Consider the following 22,100-nt stretch of genomic DNA (forward strand, 5'->3'; position numbering starts at 1 on the left):
GTGCTGAGCATCCAAGCAGAGTATGGAGTCGCCCGTGTCCGACCGGGCTGATACAGTCGGAGCCAATGACATGGGGTGCCTCATGAGGATCCGTTCGCACCAAAGAGTTGCGCACGGAGGACACCGAGGCTGAGAGAACACCCATCGAACCTGATCTGGGCCATACTAGCGAAGGGATCGTCATGGTTGACTTCGACCTGCGTTCTGCGAATGCGCGTCTGCGCGCAAGCAATCCACTCATCCAGTGCATCACGAACACCGTCGTGCAGCAGTTCAGCGCCAACGTGCTCCTGGCCATCGGCGCCTCCCCGGCAATGCTCGACCACGAGGCCGATGCCGGACAGTTCGCCGGGATCGCCAGCGGAGTCCTCGTCAACTTCGGCACCGCCTCGAACCACCAGCTGCTCGCCGCCGATGCCGCCATCGACGTCGCCAACACCGCCGGAAAACCCTGGGTCCTCGACCCCGTGAGCGTCGGCGCCGTCGACTTCCGCACCTCCCGCATCCGCCGCGCCGCCGCCGATCACCCGACCGCCATCCGCGGCAACGCCTCCGAGATCGCCGCACTCGCCGGAGTCGGACTCGGTGGTCGTGGAGTCGACTCCACCGATGAAGTCGACGCCGTCCTACCCGCTGCCGCGAAGCTGGCCCGAGAGACCGGTGCCATCGTCGCCGTCTCCGGACCCACCGATGCCGTCGTCGCCCACATCGACGGCACTGACCACGTCGCCCGCATCTCAGGTGGACATGAGTTCATGCCGCTCGTCATCGGCACCGGCTGCTCACTCGGTGCCGTCACCGTCGCCTACCTGGCCGCCGCCCGAGTCGGACTCGCCGACCCCGACGCCGACGTCTCAGCCGTCAACGCCACTGAGCAGTCCGCGAACGGTGGGGCCGCCTCGGCGAAGTTCGAAGCCGTCGTCGCCGCCCACGCCCACTTCGCGGTCGCCGGGGAACTCGCCGCCGATGGTGCGAAGGGGCCCGGCAGCTACTCGGTGAACTTTCTCGACGCACTCCACACCGTCGACGGTGACCGACTCGCACAGGCGAGAATCGGCCTCGACACGCTCACTTCTGCGAATGAAACCGCCGGCGAAGGCGTCCAGGCATGACCGCCGGATCCGCCCACATCGCTGACAACCCGGCTGACGACAGCGCGACCGTGAACGACCGAGACGGCTCGGCCGACCGCTTCGCCGGAATCGACACGCGCCTCTACCTCGTCACCGACTCCGCGCAGTGCGAGGCCGCCGGCCGCAGCGTCGCCGAGACCGTGCAGGCCGCCGTCGCCGGGGGAGTGGGCATCGTCCAGGTCCGCGACAAAGACATCGACGATGCAGGCTTCTATTCGCTCACCCGCCAGGTCATCGCCGCCGTCGATGCCGCCACCCGCGACACCGACCGCACGGTGCCCGTCGTCCTCAACGACCGCGTCGAGGTGGCCCGCCGCCTCATCGACGAAGGCGAGAACGTGCACATCCACGTCGGCCAAACTGACACCACCGTCGCCGAGGTGCGCGCCGCCGTGGGTGCGGAACCGCTCATCGGTCTCTCGGCCGCGAACAGCGACGAATTCGCCGCCGCCCGCGACTCCGGAGTCGTCGACCTCGTCGGCATCGGACCGGTCTTTGACACCTCCACGAAAGCAGACGCCCCCGACGGCATTGGCCCGGACCGTCTCGGGGAACTGGTGGCAGAAGCCGGCATCCCCGCGGTCGCGATCGGCGGCATCAACGCCGACCGAGCCCCTGACCTGCAGGGACGAGGGCTGATCGGGATCTGTGTGGTCTCGGCGATCTGCATGGCCGACGATCCGAAGACGGCAGCAGAGGAGCTGCTCGCCGCATACGCCGGGAGTGCACAGTGACAACCCGCCCGCCGATCACCCTGTCGATCGCCGGCACCGATCCCTCTGGCGGTGCCGGAATCCATGCCGACCTCAAGACCTTCACCGCGCGGAAGACCATGGGCACGACCGTCATCACCGCCCTCGTCGCGCAGAACACGCACGGTGTGTCCCGCGTCTATCCGATCGACGTCGATTTCGTCGCCGATCAATTCGACTCCGTGCTCGGCGACCTGCCCGTCGATGCGACGAAATCGGGGATGCTCGGCAGCCGTGACCTTGTCGAACTCGTCGTCGCTCGCGCCGCCGAAGGCCGGCTCGGCTTCTATACCGTCGACCCGGTGATGATCGCGACCTCCGGCCACCGCCTCCTCGAGACCGATGCCGTCGAGGCCGTGCGCACCCACCTGCTGCCGGTCGCCGACCTCATCACCCCCAACCTCCCCGAGGCGGCCCTGCTGATCTCCGACGACGAACCCGAAGCGCAGACGACTGAAGCCATGCGTGACCAGGCTCGGCGCCTGCTCGAACGCGGGCCCGGAGCGGTCCTGCTCAAGGGCGGACACGGCAGCGAGGACGAGGTCATCGACATCCTCGCCACCGCCGACGGTCAGGTCCGCGAGTTCACCCACCCCCGTGTGACGACGATGAATACGCATGGAACCGGGTGCACTCTGTCGGCCGCGATCACCGCCGAGGTGGCCGTCCTCGGCCGCGAACGCACAGAGATCGGGTCGTACATCCTCGGCGAGGCCGTCGACAATGCCCTCGATTACCTTGCTCGCGCTCTCACTTCGGCCGCGGATTGGCAGCTGAGCCTGAATCCGGAGGGCGCCCACGGACCGGTCGATCACCAAGTCGACATCGTCCGCGGTCGACCCGCCTGACGTATCCATCCCGCCTGACCGCTGCCGCACGCGAACCGCCAACTCAGTCGATCCACCACGTCATACGAACCACCACGTCATACGAGCACAAAGGAGTTCCCATGACCGTCACCTACACCGCTGGCCCATTGACCACCCAGCTGTGGGACCGTGTCCGTCCCATCGTCAAGCAGATCGAAGAGCTGCCGTTCCTCGCCCAGCTCGCCGACGGCAGCCTCGATCCGAAGGCCTTCGTCAACTACATCTCGCAGGACAGCCTCTACCTCAACGGATACGCCAAGGCCATGTCGTTCCTGGCCGCGAAGACCGTCGACCGTGACGAATCCCGATTCTGGGCCGGATCCGCCGCTGAGGCGATCACCGTCGAAGAGGAGATGCACGGAGAGCTGCTCGCCGATGCCCGACTCGCCTCGGCGCTGGAAGAACTCACCGCGGAAGGCTCCCGTTTCAAGGCCTCCCCGACGACGCTGGGTTACGTGTCCTTCCTCGTCGCCACGGCCGCCAGCCGTTCCTACGGCGAAGGCGTCGCCTCAGTCCTGCCCTGCTTCTGGGTGTACGCGCATATGGGCAAGGTGCTTGTCGACCGGGCCGGGCAGATGGCCGACGACCACCCCTACCGCACCTGGGTGCAGACCTACGATTCACCAGACTTCGACGAATCGACCCGCCACGCCGTGCAGATCCTCGAACAGGAACTCGCTAAGGCCCCGAGAGAGGAAGCCGCCCGCATGCGCGCCGCCTTCGAGCAGGCCTGCGTCTTCGAACTCCACTTCTGGGCCTCGGCGCACGCCATGCAGAACTGGGACGTCTCCGTGTTCCTGCCCCAGGAAGTCACCGTCTGAGCGCGGTCACCTCGGTGGGGTGAGCCTGCGGTAGAAACGCCAGACGGCGAGCCCCGTGGCGGCGAGGAAGATGGCCGTCGGCACGAAAGTCAGCCATTCCGACATCGTCGCCGAACGCGCTGCCTCCGCGATGATGACGAGGATGGCGGCGATGAGCAGTGCGGTGAGTCCCGCGGTGAAGCGCAGCAGCTCCATGAGGCAGCCGAGGAGGTAGGTCTTCTCGCCGCGTTCGAGCCAATACTCCTTATGCGGGGCATTGATGAGCGAGGCCGGCAGCTTCTCGAACAGCGGTCGGATCGACATGAGAACGGGCAGACCGACGCCTACGGGCACGAAGATCCCGAGGAGACCGGCCTTCGACGTCCAGTCATCGGGTTGACCACCGGAGTCGAAATGGGTGGCCACGTTATCGGGCGCCTGTCCCCAGAACCAGACGCAGACGCCGAGGAAGACGAGGATCGAGGTGACCGCGAAGATGAGCGCGGCGATCTCACTCGGTGGGTTACGGTGCGGCTGTGCAGAGAAAGGCATGGTGCCACTCTAACCACACAGGTGAGCGGCCCAACCGTGGCGATTGTCCAGCAGGATCGGTCCTACGGAGACGACGCAGGTTCACACCGACTGAGGCGACGGAGCCTCAGGCGCGGGAGGCTCCATAAGGGTCATCCGGGTAATGAGTGAGCGGCCCGAAGGATCCGAGAGCATGCCAACCGCGGCGCAGAGTCGTCCACAGAAGCACGTGATCGACCTCGATGAGGGGCACTCGGTCGTGCTTCGGGCAGGCGAACCGACCGATGAAGAACACAACGGTCGCAAACATCACTGCGATCATGAACAGAATCAAAAGATCCATGGCGGCCCCCTTACATCCTGATACGAATGCCTCTCTTTCAGTCTCGCCCCAAAATACAGAGAAAGATAGGGCTATCCCACCTGGTGAGCGTGAAGGTGATCAAAATCAACTCGGGTGTGAGACGCCGTTCATGCAAAGGACGAGGCAAGGCTCTCGGCAGCGCTGATGACGGCTCGGGCGGCCGCTCGTCCCTGGTCGGGGGTGATCGAGGACGGGAAGGTGAAGCGCACACTCGTCTGCGCGACCTCGGGCGCGACCCCTAAGGCCGTGAGCACATGGGAGGGCTCATCGGAGCCGACCGCACAGGCGGAACCGCTCGAGGCCGTCACCCCGAGGCGTTCGAGCTCGAGCAGCACTGCCTCGCCGGAGGTGTTCGAGAAGCAGAACGACGCATGATTCGGAGTCCGAGTCGCCCGGCCGTCAGGGCCGGCCGTGCCCGCCGCGCCCGTCAGAAACGACCCGGGGACATGGCTGAGCACTGTGGAGATGAACTCATCGCGGATGGCTCGGACACGATCGGCGGCCTCATGCCGATCCGCCTCGGCGAGTTCGAGTGCCGTGGCGAACGCAACGGCCAAAGCCACGTTCTCCGTGCCCGACCGTCGGCCCGACTCCTGCCCGCCGCCGTGGATGAGTGGTTCGACGGGGACGCGGGCGCGGATCGCGGCCACACCGATGCCCTTCGGTGCTCCGACCTTATGCCCGGCCAGACTGAGCGCATCGACGCCCAACCCGGTCAGCGGCAGCCACCCGGCCGCCTGCACGGCGTCAGTATGGAAGAGAGCACCGGCCTCATGGGCGATTCCGGCCAGGGTCGGAACGTCCGCAACGGTGCCGATCTCATTGTTCGCATAACCCACGCTCACAAGCACGGTGTCCGGGCGGATCGCCGCCGTGAGGGCTTCGGGGGTCACGGTCCCATCGGAGGTCGGGTCCACCTCGGTGACGGTGAATCCGTGGACGCGGGTCAGGAACTCCACCGAGGCGAGCACCGCTTCGTGTTCGACGGGGGAAGTGACGATATGTCGCCGAGGCGGCACCGCGGTCCCCGCCCGACCCTCGGGCTGAGCCCGATCTTGGGTGTGCGATCGACCCTGGGCCCGACCCTGGGTCTGATGCCCGAGGGCCATGCCGATGATCGCGAGATTGTCCGCCTCGGTGCCGCCACTGGTGAACGTGATGTCCGTGGCCCTCATTCCCAGCACCTTCGCCACGCGAGCACGGGCATCGGCGAGGGCTTCGGCAGGTCCGCGCCCGAATTCGTGATGGCTCGACGGGTTGCCGAACGCCCCGGCCAGATACGGCCAAGCGGCTTCGAGGGCCTCCCTGCGCACGGGGGCCGCGGCCGCGGTGTCGAGGTAGAGGCGTCCGGTCATCTCAGGCCTCGAGGGAAAGGTCGAGACCGAGGTCGATCGCGCGGACGCTGTGGGTCAGCGCGCCCGAGGAGATGACGTCGACGCCGGTGGCGGCGATCTCCGGGATCGTCTCCAGGGTGACGTTGCCGCTGGCTTCGACGACGGCGCGGCCGCCCACGAGTTCTACGCCTTCGCGCAGCTGTGCCGGGGTGAAGTTGTCGAGCATGATGATATCGGCGCCGCCGTCGAGCACCGCGGGCACCTGGTCGAGCCGGTCGACTTCGACCTCGATCATCGTCGTATGCGGCAGACGGGCACGGGCGGTGCGGATCGCCTCGGCGACGCTGAGCCCGGCACCGGTGAGCACGGCGAGGTGATTGTCTTTGGCCATGACCGCGTCGGAGAGGCCGAAACGGTGGTTGTGTCCGCCGCCGCAGACGACGGAGTGCTTCTCGAACGCGCGCAGCCCCGGAGTCGTCTTGCGGGTGTCGACGATGCGCGCCCGCCCGGCGGCGGCATCGACATAGGCGCGGGTCTGGGTGGCGATTCCGCTCATGCGCTGGCAGAAGTTTAACGCGATCCGTTCGGCCTGCAGCACCGCCCGAGCGGGACCGGCGACCGCGGCAAGCACCTGACCTGCGGTGAAAGCGTCTCCATCGGCGGCGGCGAGGTCGACCGTGACGCTCTGGTCGACGAGTGCGAAGGCACGGGCGAAGACCTCGATTCCGGCGAGCACCCCGTCTTCGCGGGCACGCAGCTCGGCCCTCGCCGAGGCGGCGGCGGGGATGAAGACTTCGCCGGTGATATCGCCCCAGGGAGCATCTTCGTCAAGGGCTGTGCGCAGTGCGGAATCGATGGTTGAAGCGGTCAGCATGCGGAGGCCTCCTGAAGCAGAGCGGTGGGCGGAGTGGCGGTGGACGGCGCGGTCGTCGACGGCGTGAGTGTCGTATCCGTGCGGGTATGCGCGCCGAGGCTGTGCTCGCGGGCCAGGGCATGCCGAGCCATATGTTCGGCGATGAGGGCGAGATTCGCGGTCTCGAGTGCGTCGGCGAGGGCCGCAGCTGGGGTGGTGGGGTGATCATCGGCGTTGTGGGCACGGTTGGCGGAGGTGCCGGCATTGCGGGTCCCGTCGTTGCGGGCACCGTCACCGAGGCGGTCGAGCAGGGTCCGTAGGCCCGTGGCGGTGCGCTCCACGCCCAGATGAGCCCAGGTCAGGTCCTGCAGCTCGGTTCGTGTCAGTGCCGTCTGGTGGAGTGAACGGGACTGGGGGAGTGGGAGTTCATGGTCTCTGTTGACCGGCAGTGCGTCGATCGCCGCGGCGGCGCGGGCGGCGAAGACCGCGCCTTCGAGCAGAGAGTTCGAGGCCAACCGATTGGCTCCGTGCACGCCGGTGCACGCGACCTCGCCGATGGCGAAGACTCCGTGGATGCTCGTGCGACCATCGCGATCCGTGGTCACCCCGCCCATGAAGTAGTGGGCGGCGGGAGTGACGGGGATGAGGTCCCGGGACAGATCGAGACCGTGAGCGGCCAGACCGGCAGTGATGCTCGGGAACGTCGCCTGCACATCCGGGACGGCCCGCGCATCGAGGAAGCACGGACGACCGTCCTGAACCGCCTGGCGACGGTGCAGGGCGAGTGCGACGACATCACGAGAAGCGAGCTCGGCACGATCATCGATGTCAGTCATGAACCGGTGGCCGTGCTCGTCGAGGATGAGAGCGCCGGCCCCGCGGACGGCCTCGGAGATGAGGAAACCGGGACCTGGAAGGGCGGTGGGGTGGAACTGGAAGAACTCGAGATCGGAGACCTTAGCACCGGCGCGAATGGCAGTGGCCAAACCGTCTCCGGTGGCAGCTGCCGGGTTCGTCGTGTGTGCGAAGAGCTGCCCGACACCGCCGGTGGCCAGCACGATCGCATCAGCAGCCAGGGCCGCGACGCGGCCTTCGCGGAGCACGGTGACTCCGGTGGCTGTGGCGACTCCGGTGGCTCGACCCTGTCGGCGCTCGTGGGCGCCGGTGGTGAGGATGTCGACGAGCATCGTGTCCTCGAGGAGGGTGATTCGCCCTGCGGCGACTTCGGTGCGCAGCTTCTGCGCCAGAGCGGTGCTGATCGCCCGACCGGTCGCATCACCTCCGGAATGGAAGATGCGCGGATAGGAATGCGCCCCTTCTATACCCCTGGCCCAGGCTCCGGTCGGATCGGTGTCGAAGTCCACCCCCGCCTCGGCGAGGGAGACGATCGCGTCCCCACCGGCTTCGCACAGGGAGCGCACGGCCTCCGGATCACAGTGCCCGGCGCCGGCCGTGAGCGTATCGGCGATATGGGAATCGACCGTGTCGTCGGGTCCGATGACACCGGCGATGCCGCCCTGCGCCCACTCGGTGTTCGACTCGCCGAGGCGGCCCTTCGTCACGAGCGTGACCGTGTGGCGGCCGGACAGGTGCAGTGCCGCGGTCAGCCCCGCGATCCCGGAGCCTGCGACGATGACGCGGCTCATCAGATCCGCGGCTTCGCGGCGAGCATCCGCTCCAGGGACACACGGGCAGGTTCGGCCACCTCGGCGTCGACGGAGATCTGATTGACGACCTGTCCGTCGATGAGCGATTCGAGGACCCAGGCGATATAGCCGGGGTGGATGCGGTACATCGTCGAGCACGGGCAGATGACGGGGTCGAGGCAGAAGATCTCGTGCTGAGGGTGTTCGGCGGCCAGCCGCTGGACCAGGTTGATCTCGGTGCCGATGGCGAACGTCGTCGGTTCGGTCGCCTGTTCGATGGCCTTCGTGATGTACGCGGTCGATCCGGCCTCATCGGCGGCCTCGACGGTCTCACGCGGGCATTCGGGGTGAACGATCACGCGCACGTCCGGGTGCTCAGTGCGGGCCTTGTCGATCTGGGCGGGGGTGAAGCGTTTGTGCACGGAGCAGAATCCCTGCCACAAGATGACCCGAGCCTCACGCAGCGTCTGCTCGTCGTTGTTGCCCATTGGCCTGGCGGGGTTCCACAGCGGCATCTCGTCGAGACCGATGCCCATGTTCACCGCGGTGTTGCGGCCCAGGTGCTGATCGGGGAAGAACAGGACCCGCTGCCCGCGTTCGAACGCCCATTCCAGAACCACCTCGGCGTTCGACGAGGTGCACACGATTCCGCCGTTGCGGCCGCAGAAGCCCTTGATCGCGGCCGAGGAGTTCATGTAGGTGACGGGGATGACCGGGACGCGACCGTCGGCATCGGCTTCGGTGCCGAAGACCTCGGCGAGCTGCTCCCAGCAGTCCTCGACCTGGTCGATGCTGGCCATATCGGCCATCGAACAGCCTGCGGCGAGGTTGGGCAGGATGACCGACTGCTCCGGCTTCGACAGCAGGTCGGCGGTCTCGGCCATGAAGTGGACGCCGCAGAAGACGATGGCCTTGGCCTCCGGATGGTTCTGGGCGGCCTGGGCGAGCATGAACGAGTCGCCGATGTAGTCGGCGTGTTCGACGACCTCGACTCGCTGGTAGTGGTGGCCGAGCATGACGACACGATCGCCGAGGGCGGCCTTGGCGGCGCGGATGCGGGCATCGAGCTCTTCAGGCGCGGCCTGCTTGTACTCCTCGGGGATATCGCCCTGACGTGGGGCGGCGACCGGAATCGGGTCGGCCATCGAGGAACCGGGACCGTAGCCGGGACGTTCGTCGACATCCCACGGGGCATCGAGCAGGTCCGTCGAGCACATTTCGTCGTTCGCTCCCGAGGCAGAGATGTCCTTGAGGGTGAGTTCGATCGAAGCTGTTGTGGTCATCATCGTCCTTCGCTCGGTGGGCGGGACCCGTGCCTGAAGTGCCTCGCACGTGGTGAGAGCCGCCCGAAATCTTTTGCGCAATTGTGCGTTTATTTCTTTGCGCAGATTTGAGCTTAATCCTGTCGGCGGGCAATGTACAACTCGCCGGCGATGGCTCTGCGCTCGGGGATGCAATAGGCTGTGGTCTGGCTCGCAATCCGAGTCGATGCGCACTGCGGTGGGCGCCCCCGTGAGAGTCACCGAGGCTTCGGACCGAAGCGTCGGTCTCGCCCCGCCCGCGCCGGCACCGACGGCATCGCATATCTGAAGGATTCTCATGCCCGAAGCGGCACACTCGAACCAGTTCACCTCTTCCTCCACCACCGGCATCGCGGGCAACGTTGCTGCCGGTGACAATGCCCCGGCCGGCACCGACGCGACGGCCGGCCCCGGCGCGACGACCGCGTCCGACGCGACGGCGGGGGCCGCCTCGGCGGAACAACCGGCCCCGTACGGCGGTCCGGTGTCCGCGCCGGCAGCGCCGCCTCGGCGAATCCGGACCCTCGACCTCATCAAGGCCAAGGCCGAAGGCCGGCGGTGGGCGATGCTGACCAGCTACGACCAGTACACGGCGGCCCTGTTCGAACAGGCCGGTGTCGAGGCCCTGCTCATCGGCGATTCGGCGGCGAACAATGTCTATGGCCACGCGACGACCCTGCCGGTCACCGTCGACGAACTCATCCCGCTGGCCCGGGCCGTCGCCTCGGCGACGAGCCGGGCGCTCATCGTCGCCGACCTTCCATTCGGCAGCTATGAGATCTCCGATGAACAGGCCGTGGCCACGGCCGTGCGATTCATGAAGGAAGCCGGAGTCCACGCGGTCAAACTCGAAGGCGGGGCGCGGATGGCCTCGCGGATCAAGGCGATCACGACGGCGGGCATCCCGGTCATGGCGCACATCGGCTTCACCCCGCAGGCCGAGCACAACCTCGGCGGCTACAAGGTCCAGGGCCGCGGCGACGCAGGCAGCGCCCTGCTCGACGACGCCCGCGCCGTGGCCGAAGCCGGAGCCTTCTCCGTGGTCATGGAGATGGTGCCCTCCGGGCTGGCCGGCCAGGTCACTGCCGAACTGACGATCCCCACCGTCGGCATCGGCGCCGGTGCCGACTGCGATGCCCAGGTCCTCGTATGGCAGGACATGGCGGGCCTGCGCACGGGGAAGGCCCCGCGCTTCGTCAAGCGCTACGCAGACCTGCATTCCGTGCTCACCGAGGCGGTCGGCACCTATGTCGACGAAGTGAAGTCCGGGGTCTTCCCCGAGCCCGAGAGGAGCTTCGACTGATGGAGGTCGGCGGCATCCAGGCACTGCGCCGGTGGCGGGCCGAGCAGTCGGGCCGCGTCGGTCTCGTCCCGACGATGGGCGCCCTGCACTCCGGACATCAAGCGCTCATGACGCGTGCCCGCGCAGAGTCCGAACTCGTCGTGGCCTCGATCTTCGTCAACCCCCTCCAATTCGGTGCCGACGAGGACTTCGTCCAGTACCCGCGGCCGATCGAAGAGGATTTGAAGAAGTGCGAAGAGGCAGGAGTCGACTTCGTCTTCGCGCCGGCGCTGGCCGAAATGTACCCGTCCGCACCCGAAGTGCGGGTCGTCGCCGGGCGCATGGGGGCCGTGTTCGAAGGCGCGGCCAGGCCCGGGCACTTCGACGGCGTGCTCACCGTCGTGGCGAAGCTCTTCACCCTCATTGCCCCCGACGTCACGGTATTCGGGCTCAAGGACATCCAACAGTTCGTCCTGGTCAAACGCATGATCGCCGACCTCAACTTCGATATCGAACTCATCGGCCTACCCGTCGTCCGGGACGCCGACGGGCTGGCCATGTCGAGCCGCAACTCCTACCTGGCGCCGGACGACCGTGCCCGTGCTCTGGCGATTCCACGGGCTCTCACCGCCGCCTCCGAGGTGGCCGAGCGAGGCCGTGGGGCGGCGGAGTCCGGCATCGGTGGCGGTTCTGGCTCTGGGGCCGGCACCAGTGGTGTTTCTGCTGGCTTGCCCGCTGCCGTCGAGGCGGCCGCGCGCGCCGAGCTGGAGCCGGCTGCTGAACGTGGGGATCTCGAGATCGTCTACTGCAGTCTCGTCGAGGCCGCGACCCTGCGGCCGTGCCCGCCGGCCTTCACGGGACCGGCTCTGCTGCTCGTCTCCGCGACGGTCGGTGGGACTCACCTCATCGACAATCTGCCGCTGGAATTCTGACGCGATATGCAATTGTGATAAGTTTGTGAAGATTCTGTTGAGCGATCGACATATGCATATGTAACCGACCGAGATCCATCGACAACTGTGGTTTGAATTAACGGCTATCAGTCGCTGGACCCTTGTTCTCAGTGTTCGCTGAGAATAGACTCAAAATCAGCAAGAGAAAATGAAACTTGCCGATTCGCTGAGTTCGAAGCAGATAAGCGACATGCAAGATCTGGATATCTGGTCGGTCCTGACGAAAGTCGGACTGGCAATCGTCATTCTCATTGTCACCTGGATTCTCGCCGCCATCGTCAAATGGGCGATCGGCAAACTCGTCACCAAGGTTCCCGCACTTCAACGCGACGGAAGCAATGGTCAGCAGATCGGAAAGTCGGTCGGGCAGATCGCCGGTCTCGTCATCTGGCTGCTCGGACTCATCGCCGTGCTCCAGCTGTTCAACCTCGATCAGGTGCTGACTCCGCTGCAGGGCCTGCTCGATGGAATCTTCGGATTCCTGCCCAATATCATCGGCGCGGGATTCATCTTCTTCATCGGCTATGTCTTCGCGAAGATCGCCAAACAGCTCGTCCAGACCGCCCTCAACGCTGTGGATCTGACGAAGCTGACGTCGAAGTTCCGCTCGCTCGGCGACAAAGCCACCGGAGTGGCCGAGGGTGCCGGAAATGCTCAACCGCATCCCGACGCCACTCAGCAGTACGCCGCACAGGGTCAGCAGGGCATGCCGCCGCAGGGGCAGCAGGGTATGCCGCCGCAGGGCGGACACCCCGGTCATGCACCGAACCCGAACGCGGAGGCGAACGCGAAGATCTCGAACCTCATCGGCAACCTGGTGTTCGGAATTATCATCATCGTCGTTGCGATCTCGGCGCTGCAGGTCCTCGGCATCAAGGCGATCTCGGAGCCTGCCCAGCAGATGTTACAGATCTTCCTCAACGCGATCCCGCTCATCATCGCCGCCGGCATCCTGCTGGCCATCGGCTTCGTCATCGCCAAGTTCCTCGGCAATCTGCTCGAACAGATCCTCCAGGGCATCGGCACCGACAAAGCCATCAACGAGATCGGGATCGTGCCCGAAGGCACCAGCGCCTCCAACGTGATCACCCGTCTCGTGCAGGTGGCGATCATGATCTTCTTCGCGATCATGGCCGCCCGGATGCTCGGATTCCCCGAGATCACGAACATCCTCAACGAGATCCTCGACCTCGGCGGCAGCGTGCTCTTCGGCGCTGCGATCATCGCCGCAGGATTCCTCATCGCCGCGATCATCGGCAAGTTCATCACGAACAACCTCGCCAGCAAGGTGCTGCGCTACTCGGCGATCGCCCTGTTCATCGCCATGGGCCTGCGCTACATGGGCCTGGCCGATTCGATCATCCACCTCGCCTTCGGAGCCGTCGTCATCGGCGGTGCCGCAGCGGCCGCTCTGGCCTTCGGCCTCGGCGGACGTGAGGCGGCCGCGAAGATGCTCGACAAGGTCGACCTTGCCGAGGCGGCCGAAAAGACGAACCCGGACGCCGTGGACAGCGGCGCACCGGGGACCGGAACGCGCACTGACGGAGGTGGCAGCGGGAACGGGGGAGCCTCCTCGGCGAATGAGAGCTGAGTGAGGGTCTGCCCACCGAACCGAAAGGGGCGGGGCACCGAGGATCGACCTCGGTGCCCCGCCCTTATCTTGTTTTCCGGGCAACCGCGGCTCAGATGGGGATCGCGATGACGGCGATGCCGATGATGAGCAGGATGAGCGTGGAGGCGGCTTCGATGAAGAAGTCGGCGCTGCGGTGGGCCATCGCCGATGCCGCGAGACTGGCCAGGCATGCGAGGACGAGCTGGTACGACAGAAGCACGCCGAGGATCAGGGCGACGAGCACGGTGTAGTCGATGCCGGTCGGGGAAGCAGGGACGAGGGTCGGCAGGATCGCGAGGAAGAACAGGCCGACCTTCGGGTTGGACAGCGACGAGATGATGCCGCGGCGATACGACACGAACGAGCGCAAGTGGCCCCACGAGGTCGACTCCATGACGTGAGCGATCTCGGTCACGGGCCCGTCGGGGGAGTCGGGGGCGGTCGATGGGGTGGGGGTGGCATTCGCGGTGGGGCGGTCGGTCGCCTCGGCGGCCTTCAGCTCCCGGCGCAGGCGAAGCGCCTGCCGACCGGCGAGGACGCCGAGGAGACACAGATAGAGGCCGCCGCCGATCTTGAGCACCTGCACGGCAGCCGGATAGAGGGTCAGCAGTGCGGAGACGCCGGTGAGCGCGAGGGCCATCCAGATCACGGTGCCCGTGGCCGTGCCGAGCGCATAGACGAGTCCGGCCTTGCGGCGCAGCGAGGACAGGCGGATCGTCAGGATCGTCTCGGGTCCGGGGGTAACGGCAAGCGCGGCCGCTGCTCCGGTGATGGTGAGGATCTCGGGTCCGGTCACGGCAATCCTTCGGGGGTGATGGGAATGGTCAGCGGGGATGGTGCACGGGTGTCTCGGGGCATCGTTCGATGGCATCGGGAACGAACACCATTCTGCCGGAACCGATCAATCGGGAAAAGCAATTGATCACGAATGATCATCAGGCAGTGCCTAATGATTTATCCGGCGTTCGGCGGCTACTCTTGGAGGTATGTGGGATCTCAATCGTCTGCGGGTGTGGCGGGCCGTCGCGGCCACCGGTTCCGTGGTCGACGCGGCGAAGAACCTCAACTACACACCGGCGACCGTCAGTCAGCACATCACCACGCTGCAGAAGGCCGTCGGGGCGCCGCTCTACCGGCGGTCGGGGCGCGGCATCGAGGTCACCGAGCTCGGCCGGCGTCTGGCCGATGATTCGGCGGAGGTCTTCACTGCGGTCGGCCGCCTCGACGATCTGGTCGAAGGCTTCCGCAGCGTCAGCAGGCTCCGGCTGCGGATCGCGGCGTTCACTTCATTCAATGCGCGCCTGCTGCCGGGCATCATCGATGCTGTGGCCCTGGAGCATCCGGATCTGCGTTTCGACATCCAGCTCAACGAACCGGCGAAGAACCGCCGCGGGCACTGCCTCATCGAGATCCGCGCCGAGGCTCCGCAGGACGGGGAGAACCATCTGCCGGAGATGACGCGCATCCCGCTCTTCGACGACGACTATCGGGTGGTCGTCCCCGAGGGGCACCGATTCGCAGGCCGTGAGTCCGTGCCGTTCATCGACCTCGAGGACGAGCACTGGGTCGACTACGACATGTGGGCCGGACCCTCGAGCAAGGTCGTCGACCATGCGTGCGCCGCGGCCGGATTCGAACGTAGAAGCTTCGCCGCCTGCGAGGACGACTTCGCGGCATTGGCCCTCATCGCCTCAAACATGGGCATCACGGTCCTCCCACGGCTCTCGACTCTGCAGCTGCCGCCCGGCCTCGTCGCCGTCGACCTCACCGACCCCGTCGCGATGCGCCGGGTCGTCATGCACATCCGCGACAAAGACGCGCACTTATCCCACGTCCGCGCCTTCGCCACAGCCACGTCGAAAGCGGTCGAGTCCCACCTCGCCACTCCCTAGTTGCTACCCGACGGCGGCCCAGCAACCTGGCGCCAGGTTGCTGGGCCGCCGTCGGGTAGTCCTGGGAGGGGAGATGCGCTGTTCCTCATAGTGGGCTGAGACGTTGCGCCAAGAGTGGTGGGATAGGCTGTTGGGGTGAGTTCTGAAATCGAAATCGGAAGAGGCAAGCGCGGCCGTCGCGCCTATTCGCTCGACGACATCGCCATCGTCCCCGCTCGGCGCACCCGTGACCCCGAAGACGTGTCCCTGAACTGGCAGATCGACGCCTACCAGTTCGAGCTGCCCTTCATCGGCGCCCCCATGGACTCGGCCATGTCCCCGGAGACCGTCATCGCGCTCGGCCGATTCGGCGGACTCGGCGTTCTCGACCTCGAAGGTCTGTGGACCCGGTACGAGGACCCCACCCCGCAGCTGGCTGAAATCGCCCAGCTGCCGGCCGAGATGGCGACCTCCCGGATGCAGGAGCTCTACTCCGCACCCATCCAAGCCGAACTCATCACCGCTCGCCTCGAGCAGATCCGCGAAGCCGGAGTCACCGTCGCTGGTGCTCTGACCCCGCAGCGGACCCAGGAGTTCTACAAGACGGTCGTCGACGCCGGAGTCGACATCTTCGTCATCCGCGGCACCACGGTCTCGGCCGAGCACGTCTCGACCCACACCGAACCGCTCAACCTCAAGCAGTTCATCTACGAACTCGATGTGCCCGTCATCGTCGGCGGAGCCGCCACCTACACCGCTGCCCTGCACCTCATGCGCACCGGTGCCGCCGGCGTCCTCGTCGGCTTCGGCGGGGGAGCGGCAGCCACGACCCGCAAGACTCTGGGCATCCACGCGCCGATGGCCACGGCCGTCGCCGACGTCCACGCCGCCCGGCGGGACTATATGGACGAATCCGGCGGCCGCTACGTCCATGTCATCGCCGATGGCGGACTCGGCACCAGCGGCGACATCGTCAAGGCCTTCGGGGTCGGCGCCGATGCCGTCATGCTCGGCACCGCCCTGGCCCGGTCGACCGAAGCACCCGGCCGCGGAATGCACTGGGGCGCCGAAGCTCATCACCCGGATCTGCCACGCGGACACCGTGTGGAACTCGGCACCGTCGGCAGCCTCGAGCAGGTGCTCTTCGGCCCCGGCCGCACCGCAATCGGCGAACTCAACCTCGCCGGCGCCCTGCGTCGGGCACTGGCCACCACGGGTTACCTCGACCTCAAGGAATTCCAACGCGTCGACGTCACCGTCTCGCCCTACCAGACTGGTTCGGTGGTCTGAACTGTTCCGCCTGGCACTGACTCCCAAATGGCTGGGGTCCCTGCTCCTCGTCCTGGTGCTCGTCACCTGCTTCGTCGGACTCTCCGCGTGGCAGGTCGACCGGGCCCAGCACAAGAACGACGTCGCTGCGTCCTCCGGAGTCGATGAGCTCAAGGACTTCAACGACGTCATGGATGCCCAGGCTCCGATGCCCGGCATCCTCGCCGACCAGCGGGTCAGCCTGTCAGGACACTGGATCCCCGATGCTCAGATCGTCGTTCCCGGACGCGTCCAGGACGGCGATACCGGGTATTGGGTCGTAACGATGTTCGCCCCGGACGGCGGTCACCTCGGTGAAGGTGTCGAGGCCGCGAACGCCGACGAGAAGACGATTGCGATCCCCGTCGTCCGCGGTTTCACCACCGACGAGGACACGGCGATGACGTCGGAGGCCATGGACGGTCAGGTCGAGCTGACCGCGCGCATCGGACCTATCGAGGGCCCCGTCGAGGGCAACGATCTGCCCGAGGGGCAGGTGCACACGGTCTCGACCTCGCAGATCATCAACCTGTTCCCCGACCTGCTCACTTACTCCGGATTCCTCATCCCGGAGAAGGCCACAGGCGCCGCCGCCTCGGTGGGCACCGACGGTCTCGCACAGGTTCCGACTACGACGACACGCGACGAGGGCGGATTCGATCTGCAGTCGGCGGTCTACGCTCTCGAATGGATCATCTTCGCGGCCATGGCCCTCTACATGTGGTTCCAGCTGCTGCGCGATGATTACCTCCGGCGCCGCCTCGGCGAGGATTCCCATGATTCGGAGAAGAGCGTCGAGTATGTTGTCGTCAAACCCGCGGGCGACGCGACCATCGACCCCGAGGTGATGTCCGGACTCACCGGACTGCCGGCCCACCGCCACGGAGGCGCCAAGCCCGGCAGGAAACGAAGCAAGAACGCCGATGCCCGAAACACTGACACCCGCACGACCGGAGGAAACTGAGCGTGAGCGAAGAACACGAGTCCTTGGACTCCCGCCCCGACTTCGACGAGAACAACGTGTGGAGCGTCAAACGCTTCACCTCGGCCCGCAATGCGCTGAAGTTCTACCGCGTGATGGCGCTCATCACCGGTACGATGCTGCTCATCCTCACGGTCGAGATGATCTACAAGTACCTCATCGCCGCGGACGCCGAGACGGCCCTGAACTTCGGCGGCTTCAACCTCGCCGCAGCCATCGCGATCTGCCACGGCTGGTGCTACGTGGTCTACCTCATCGGCTGCTTCTGGCTCAACCAGCAGATGCGCTGGACGCTCGGCCGCTACCTCATCCTCGCCCTGGCCGGAGTCGTGCCCGTGATGTCGTTCATCCTCGAGCGCCGCATCCACCGTCAGGTCGACGCCGAGCTCGAAGCCGCCGTCGTCGTCGCCCCCAAGTCCTAAGAGGGACCCCACCTCCGCCGAGGCGGCCCGCCGACCCGCGGTCATCCGCGGCGGCGAAACCGGCCCGGCCCACCCTCGCCGAGGCGGCCCGCCGACACGTGCTCATCCGCCCTGCGAAGGGAGCACGACCCGAATTCGGGCGTCTGGTCGCCGACGCTTAGAATTGGATCATGACGCAATCCCAGAGCACGCAGGTGCCCCCCGTCCTCGTCGTCGATTTCGGCGCCCAGTACGCCCAGCTCATCGCGCGCCGCATCCGCGAAGCCGGCCTGTACTCGGAGATCATCGCCCACGACGCCCCGGCGTCCGAATTCGCCGCGAAGAACCCCGTGGCCATCGTGCTCTCCGGCGGACCCTCGAGCGTCAACGACGCCGGCGCCCCGAGCTTCGACACGTCCGTGTTCGACCTCGGAGTGCCCACGATGGGCATCTGCTACGGCTTCCAGCTCATGTCGACCGCACTCGGCGGGCGCGTGGCCAAGACCGACAAGCGCGAATACGGATCGACCCCGGTCTCCGTGTCCCAGACCGGCTCGCTGCTCGCCGAGACCCCTGAGAACTACAAGGTCTGGATGTCCCACGGGGACTCCGTCGCCGAGGCGCCCGACGGCTTCGACGTCCTCGCCTCCACCCCGGACACCCCCGTCGCGGCCTTCGAATGCGCGGCGAAGAGGTTCGCCGGCGTGCAGTGGCACCCCGAGGTCCTCCACTCGGAGAACGGGCAGAAGATCCTCGAGAACTTCCTGTTCAACGTCGCCGGCCTCGAAGCCGACTGGACGAACGAATCCGTCATCGACGAACAGGTCGAACTCATCCGCGCCCGCGTCGGCAACAAGAAGGTCATCTGCGGCCTGTCCGGCGGAGTCGACTCCTCCGTGGCCGCAGCGCTCGTCCACAAGGCCATCGGCGACCAGCTCACCTGCGTGTTCGTCGATCATGGGCTCCTGCGCCAGGACGAACGCGTCCAGGTCGAGAAGGACTACGTCGATTCGATCGGCGTCCGCCTGGTCACCGTCGACGCGCGTGAGCAGTTCCTCTCCCAGCTCGCCGGGGTCACCGACCCGGAGGAGAAGCGCAAGATCATCGGCCGCGAGTTCATCCGCACCTTCGAAACCGCCGCCGCCGACCTCGTCCTCGAAGCACAGGAAGGTGAAGGCGAGGAGATCGCGTTCCTCGTCCAGGGCACCCTCTACCCCGACGTCGTCGAATCCGGCGGTGGATCGGGCACCGCGAACATCAAGAGCCACCACAACGTCGGCGGCCTGCCCGATGACATCCAGTTCCAGCTCATCGAACCCCTGCGCGCCCTGTTCAAGGACGAGGTCCGCGCCATCGGCCGCGAACTCGGCGTGCCCGAGGTCATCGTCTCCCGCCAGCCGTTCCCCGGCCCCGGACTGGGGATCCGTATCATCGGCGAAGTCACCGAGGAGCGCCTGAACATCCTGCGCAAGGCCGATGCGATCGCCCGCGCAGAGCTGACGAAGGCCGGCCTCGACGGAGAGATCTGGCAGTGCCCGGTCGTGCTCCTGGCCGATGTCCGCTCCGTCGGCGTCCAGGGCGACGGCCGCACCTACGGCCACCCCGTCGTGCTGCGCCCGGTCTCGAGCGAGGACGCGATGACCGCCGACTGGACGCGCATCCCCTACGATGTGCTCTCCGTGATCTCCAACCGCATCACTAACGAGGTCGACGACATCAACCGCGTCGTCCTCGACGTCACCTCGAAGCCTCCGGGCACGATCGAATGGGAGTGATCCTCCGCGACCGTTGAGGGGGCACTGCGCACGTGAACGTGCGGATTCCCTCGCCGATGCGGCCTCGACCGCGACCCCGAATACCGCTCCTGAACACCGTTCAGTTACAGTGGGAAGGTGCTCGAGGCCGCCTCGGGCGTCCCCGATCCCGGTCGGGGAGGATCACGACCAATGGAGTACTCATGACACCGACCCACAGCACCACCTCGGCGGGAATCACCCGTCCTCGCTCGGCCGGCAGCGATATCGCCCTCGTCGCGGTCTTCGCGGCGATGCTCGCGGCCTTTGCGATGATGCCTCCTGTCCCGGTGGGTCCCCTCGGTGTGCCGATCACTCTGCAGACCTTCGCGATCGCACTGTGCGGGATGGTGCTCGGACCCTGGCGCGGATTCGCAGCCACCCTGCTCTATGTCGTCCTCGGTCTCGTCGGACTCCCGATCTTCTCGGGAATGCGCGGCGGAATCGGCGTCCTCGCAGGTCCGAGCGCAGGCTACATCCTCTCTTTCGCGCTCTACGCTCTCCTCGCCGGGCTCATCGCCCGCTGGGCCGTGCGCCGCTTCAGCGGAATGAAGCTCGGCGTGGTGCTGTTCCTCGGCGGCTTCGGCGGCAGCCTCCTGCTCAACCACCCGCTGGGCATTCTCGGCATGTCGATCAACGGCGATCTGCCGCTCGGCGTGGCTGCGGTCGCGGACCTCGCCTACTGGCCCGGTGACATTGTGAAGAACATCCTGGCCGCCTCGGTGGCGGTGCTCATCCACCGTGCATTCCCCGACGTGCTGCGCCGTCGCGGCATCAGCGTCGAATCGGTGTCGGCCGGGCAGGCACAGGGCGCGAAGTGACTCGTGAGATCCGGTTGAGCGACGTCGGCGTCGGAGTCCTCGACTACGGACCCGACGGCGATGTCGTGCGCCCGATCCTCCAAGAGGTCAATCTCACCCTCACCGAGGATGTCGTCGCCGTCATCGGTGCCAACGGCTCGGGGAAGTCGACCCTGCTGCAGCTGTTCAACGGGCTGGTCACCGCGAACGTCGGAGAGGTCCTCGTCGACGGTTTCGACCCGCGCCGGCAGGCGGCGAAGGTGCGCTCAATGGTCGGCTTCGTCTTCACCGATCCGGCCGCGCAGCTGGTCATGCCGACCCCGATCGAGGACATCGAACTGTCCCTGCGCAAGTCCGTGCCCAAACGCGAACGGCGGGCAGCGGCACTGGCGGTGCTCGACGAGCTCGGCATCGCCGACCTGGCTGAACGCAGCGTCTACGAACTCTCCGGCGGTCAGCGTCAGCTCGTGGCACTGGCCGCGGTGCTTGCGGTGGATCCGCAGATCCTCGTCCTCGACGAGCCGACGACCCTGCTCGACCTGCGCAATAAGGAGCGGCTGCGCGTGCATCTCCAGGAGCTCGTGGACAGGCGCGGGGTGCGCATCATCCTCACCACCCATGACCTCGAGTTCGCGCAGACCGCCCAGCGCGCGATCGTCGTCGACGACGGTCGGATCGTGGCCGATGCCGCCCCCGCCGAGGCGGTCGCCGCCTACCGGAATCTCATCATGAGCGATACGCCATGAGTGGGAAACGTCCTGTCGGGGCCGGTCATACCGGCGTTGGTGCCGGTGACACCGGAACGACGTGGCGGAAGCACGCCGGCATCAAGGCCCGACCGCAGCTCTTCGGGAAGGTGGCGCATCCTCGGGGATGGCTGCATGCAGTGCCGACGGGAGTGAAGCTGGCGGTGATCGCCGTGATCGGCATCGTTGCGCTCATCTTCCGTGATGCGGCGATCAACTGGTCGATGTTCGCTGTCCTCGTGGTCCTCGGCTTTACCGCCCGGCTGCGGGTGAAGCACTTCCTGCGCACATGGATCTATGTGGCGGTGCTCGTGGCGATCGTCATGGGGCTGCAGTACTTCTTCGGGTCCATGGAGTCGGGGCTGGCTGTCGGCGGGACCGTGTTCGCCTGTGTGCAGGCGGCCCTGATCCTCACCCTGACGACGTCGGTGGCGCAGCTGCTCGACACGTTCACGGTGCTGGTCTCGCCCTTGCGGTTCTTCGGCGCGAACACCGAGGCGATCGCACTGACAGCGAGCCTCATGGTCAGGGCGATCTCCCATATCTCCGGTCTGCTCGGCGAAGCCGAACGCGCAGCCCGGGCCAGGGGATTGGACTCGAGCATCAGGGCCCGAGTGGTGCCGGCGATCCTGCGGTCGGTGAAATACGCGCAGGACACCGGTCGGGCCCTCGACGCTCGCGGCATCGTCGACTGAACCGCCCCCGTCGGTCGTGTCAGGACCGCCCCATAGAGTGTTCGGCACATCATCGGATGAGAGCAATGCTGCTC

Annotated in this window: 22 protein-coding genes and 1 riboswitch; of the genes, 15 read left to right on the top strand and 7 right to left on the bottom strand. The window is 66.6% G+C overall.

The annotated features are described in order from the left end of the window. The first annotated feature begins 61 nt into the window (after positions 1 to 61). A riboswitch (TPP riboswitch) is annotated at positions 62 to 195 on the top strand. The 4 genes from thiM (at position 183) to KTJ89_RS10270 (ending at position 3,575) form a co-directional block, all read left to right on the top strand. Then, positions 183 to 1,112: a hydroxyethylthiazole kinase gene (thiM, locus tag KTJ89_RS10255; RefSeq protein ID WP_259357646.1), complete on the top strand. Its 930-nt coding sequence runs from the start codon at positions 183 to 185 to the stop codon at positions 1,110 to 1,112. It overlaps the preceding riboswitch by 13 nt. Further along, positions 1,109 to 1,867 carry a thiamine phosphate synthase gene (gene thiE / locus KTJ89_RS10260; protein ID WP_259357647.1) on the top strand — a complete coding sequence of 253 codons (759 nt, stop codon included), beginning with the start codon at positions 1,109 to 1,111 and terminating at the stop codon, positions 1,865 to 1,867. The genes thiM and thiE overlap by 4 nt, the downstream gene beginning before the upstream one ends. After that, the gene (gene thiD / locus KTJ89_RS10265) at positions 1,864 to 2,733 is read left to right on the top strand and encodes a bifunctional hydroxymethylpyrimidine kinase/phosphomethylpyrimidine kinase (RefSeq protein ID WP_259357648.1); all 870 of its coding nucleotides are present in this window, start codon (positions 1,864 to 1,866) and stop codon (positions 2,731 to 2,733) included. The genes thiE and thiD overlap by 4 nt, the downstream gene beginning before the upstream one ends. Before the next feature lie 101 nt (positions 2,734 to 2,834). Next, positions 2,835 to 3,575 carry a TenA family protein gene (locus tag KTJ89_RS10270; protein WP_259357649.1) on the top strand — a complete coding sequence of 247 codons (741 nt, stop codon included), beginning with the start codon at positions 2,835 to 2,837 and terminating at the stop codon, positions 3,573 to 3,575. Positions 3,576 to 3,581: 6 nt separating this feature from the next. Here KTJ89_RS10270 and KTJ89_RS10275 read toward each other — a convergent pair whose 3' ends face one another. From KTJ89_RS10275 to nadA, 6 genes are all read right to left on the bottom strand, one after another. Then, positions 3,582 to 4,106: a DUF1648 domain-containing protein gene (locus tag KTJ89_RS10275; protein ID WP_259357650.1), complete on the bottom strand. Its 525-nt coding sequence runs from the start codon at positions 4,104 to 4,106 to the stop codon at positions 3,582 to 3,584. A 106-nt stretch (positions 4,107 to 4,212) separates the two neighbouring features. Continuing rightward, positions 4,213 to 4,428, bottom strand: a complete 216-nt coding sequence (locus tag KTJ89_RS10280; protein WP_139468407.1) for a hypothetical protein — start codon at positions 4,426 to 4,428, stop codon at positions 4,213 to 4,215. Between the two features lie 128 nt (positions 4,429 to 4,556). Next, positions 4,557 to 5,804: a cysteine desulfurase family protein gene (locus tag KTJ89_RS10285; protein WP_259357651.1), complete on the bottom strand. Its 1,248-nt coding sequence runs from the start codon at positions 5,802 to 5,804 to the stop codon at positions 4,557 to 4,559. A gap of 1 nt (position 5,805) precedes the next feature. Beyond that, entirely contained in the window at positions 5,806 to 6,657 is an 852-nt protein-coding gene (gene nadC / locus KTJ89_RS10290; RefSeq protein ID WP_259357652.1) for a carboxylating nicotinate-nucleotide diphosphorylase, read from the bottom strand. Continuing rightward, positions 6,651 to 8,282 (bottom strand): L-aspartate oxidase, encoded by a 1,632-nt coding sequence (gene nadB, locus KTJ89_RS10295; protein ID WP_259357653.1) that lies wholly within the window; start codon positions 8,280 to 8,282, stop codon positions 6,651 to 6,653. Before nadB ends, nadC begins: the two co-directional genes overlap by 7 nt. Then, a complete protein-coding gene (gene nadA / locus KTJ89_RS10300; protein WP_259357654.1) occupies positions 8,282 to 9,565 on the bottom strand; it encodes a quinolinate synthase NadA in 1,284 nt (427 codons plus the stop codon). The genes nadB and nadA overlap by 1 nt, the downstream gene beginning before the upstream one ends. A 316-nt stretch (positions 9,566 to 9,881) precedes the next feature. Here nadA and panB point away from each other — a divergent pair, with 316 nt between their 5' ends. The 3 genes from panB (at position 9,882) to KTJ89_RS10315 (ending at position 13,409) form a co-directional block, all read left to right on the top strand. Continuing rightward, positions 9,882 to 10,886, top strand: a complete 1,005-nt coding sequence (gene panB / locus KTJ89_RS10305; RefSeq protein ID WP_259357655.1) for a 3-methyl-2-oxobutanoate hydroxymethyltransferase — start codon at positions 9,882 to 9,884, stop codon at positions 10,884 to 10,886. Further along, a complete protein-coding gene (panC, locus tag KTJ89_RS10310) occupies positions 10,886 to 11,797 on the top strand; it encodes a pantoate--beta-alanine ligase (protein WP_259357656.1) in 912 nt (303 codons plus the stop codon). The genes panB and panC overlap by 1 nt, the downstream gene beginning before the upstream one ends. Before the next feature lie 211 nt (positions 11,798 to 12,008). Further along, a complete protein-coding gene (locus KTJ89_RS10315; RefSeq protein WP_259357657.1) occupies positions 12,009 to 13,409 on the top strand; it encodes a mechanosensitive ion channel in 1,401 nt (466 codons plus the stop codon). A 91-nt stretch (positions 13,410 to 13,500) separates the two neighbouring features. Here KTJ89_RS10315 and KTJ89_RS10320 read toward each other — a convergent pair whose 3' ends face one another. Then, positions 13,501 to 14,226: a LysE family translocator gene (locus KTJ89_RS10320; protein WP_259357658.1), complete on the bottom strand. Its 726-nt coding sequence runs from the start codon at positions 14,224 to 14,226 to the stop codon at positions 13,501 to 13,503. A 190-nt stretch (positions 14,227 to 14,416) separates the two neighbouring features. On the opposite strand from KTJ89_RS10320, the gene KTJ89_RS10325 reads away from it, so the two are divergent. The 8 genes from KTJ89_RS10325 to KTJ89_RS10360 all read left to right on the top strand — a co-directional run bounded on the left by KTJ89_RS10325 (position 14,417) and on the right by KTJ89_RS10360 (position 22,026). Then, entirely contained in the window at positions 14,417 to 15,322 is a 906-nt protein-coding gene (locus tag KTJ89_RS10325) for a LysR family transcriptional regulator (protein WP_259357659.1), read from the top strand. 135 nt (positions 15,323 to 15,457) lie between these two features. Continuing rightward, complete coding sequence (locus tag KTJ89_RS10330) at positions 15,458 to 16,591, top strand: GuaB3 family IMP dehydrogenase-related protein (protein WP_139468415.1); 1,134 nt, start codon at positions 15,458 to 15,460, stop codon at positions 16,589 to 16,591. Between the two features lie 55 nt (positions 16,592 to 16,646). Further along, positions 16,647 to 17,573, top strand: a complete 927-nt coding sequence (locus tag KTJ89_RS10335) for an SURF1 family protein (protein WP_259357660.1) — start codon at positions 16,647 to 16,649, stop codon at positions 17,571 to 17,573. A 2-nt stretch (positions 17,574 to 17,575) separates the two neighbouring features. Further along, positions 17,576 to 18,013 (top strand): DUF3817 domain-containing protein, encoded by a 438-nt coding sequence (locus KTJ89_RS10340; protein ID WP_139468416.1) that lies wholly within the window; start codon positions 17,576 to 17,578, stop codon positions 18,011 to 18,013. Positions 18,014 to 18,183: 170 nt separating this feature from the next. Next, entirely contained in the window at positions 18,184 to 19,767 is a 1,584-nt protein-coding gene (guaA, locus tag KTJ89_RS10345) for a glutamine-hydrolyzing GMP synthase (RefSeq protein WP_259357661.1), read from the top strand. A 182-nt stretch (positions 19,768 to 19,949) separates the two neighbouring features. Next, positions 19,950 to 20,606, top strand: a complete 657-nt coding sequence (locus tag KTJ89_RS10350; RefSeq protein ID WP_062243406.1) for a biotin transporter BioY — start codon at positions 19,950 to 19,952, stop codon at positions 20,604 to 20,606. Next, positions 20,603 to 21,331 carry an energy-coupling factor ABC transporter ATP-binding protein gene (locus tag KTJ89_RS10355; RefSeq protein ID WP_259357662.1) on the top strand — a complete coding sequence of 243 codons (729 nt, stop codon included), beginning with the start codon at positions 20,603 to 20,605 and terminating at the stop codon, positions 21,329 to 21,331. The genes KTJ89_RS10350 and KTJ89_RS10355 overlap by 4 nt, the downstream gene beginning before the upstream one ends. Continuing rightward, positions 21,328 to 22,026 (top strand): energy-coupling factor transporter transmembrane component T family protein, encoded by a 699-nt coding sequence (locus KTJ89_RS10360; RefSeq protein WP_244882203.1) that lies wholly within the window; start codon positions 21,328 to 21,330, stop codon positions 22,024 to 22,026. Before KTJ89_RS10355 ends, KTJ89_RS10360 begins: the two co-directional genes overlap by 4 nt. Positions 22,027 to 22,100 lie beyond the last annotated feature (74 nt).

Origin of the sequence: Brevibacterium sediminis (assembly GCF_024895295.1) — a bacterium.
Classification (GTDB): domain Bacteria; phylum Actinomycetota; class Actinomycetes; order Actinomycetales; family Brevibacteriaceae; genus Brevibacterium; species Brevibacterium sediminis.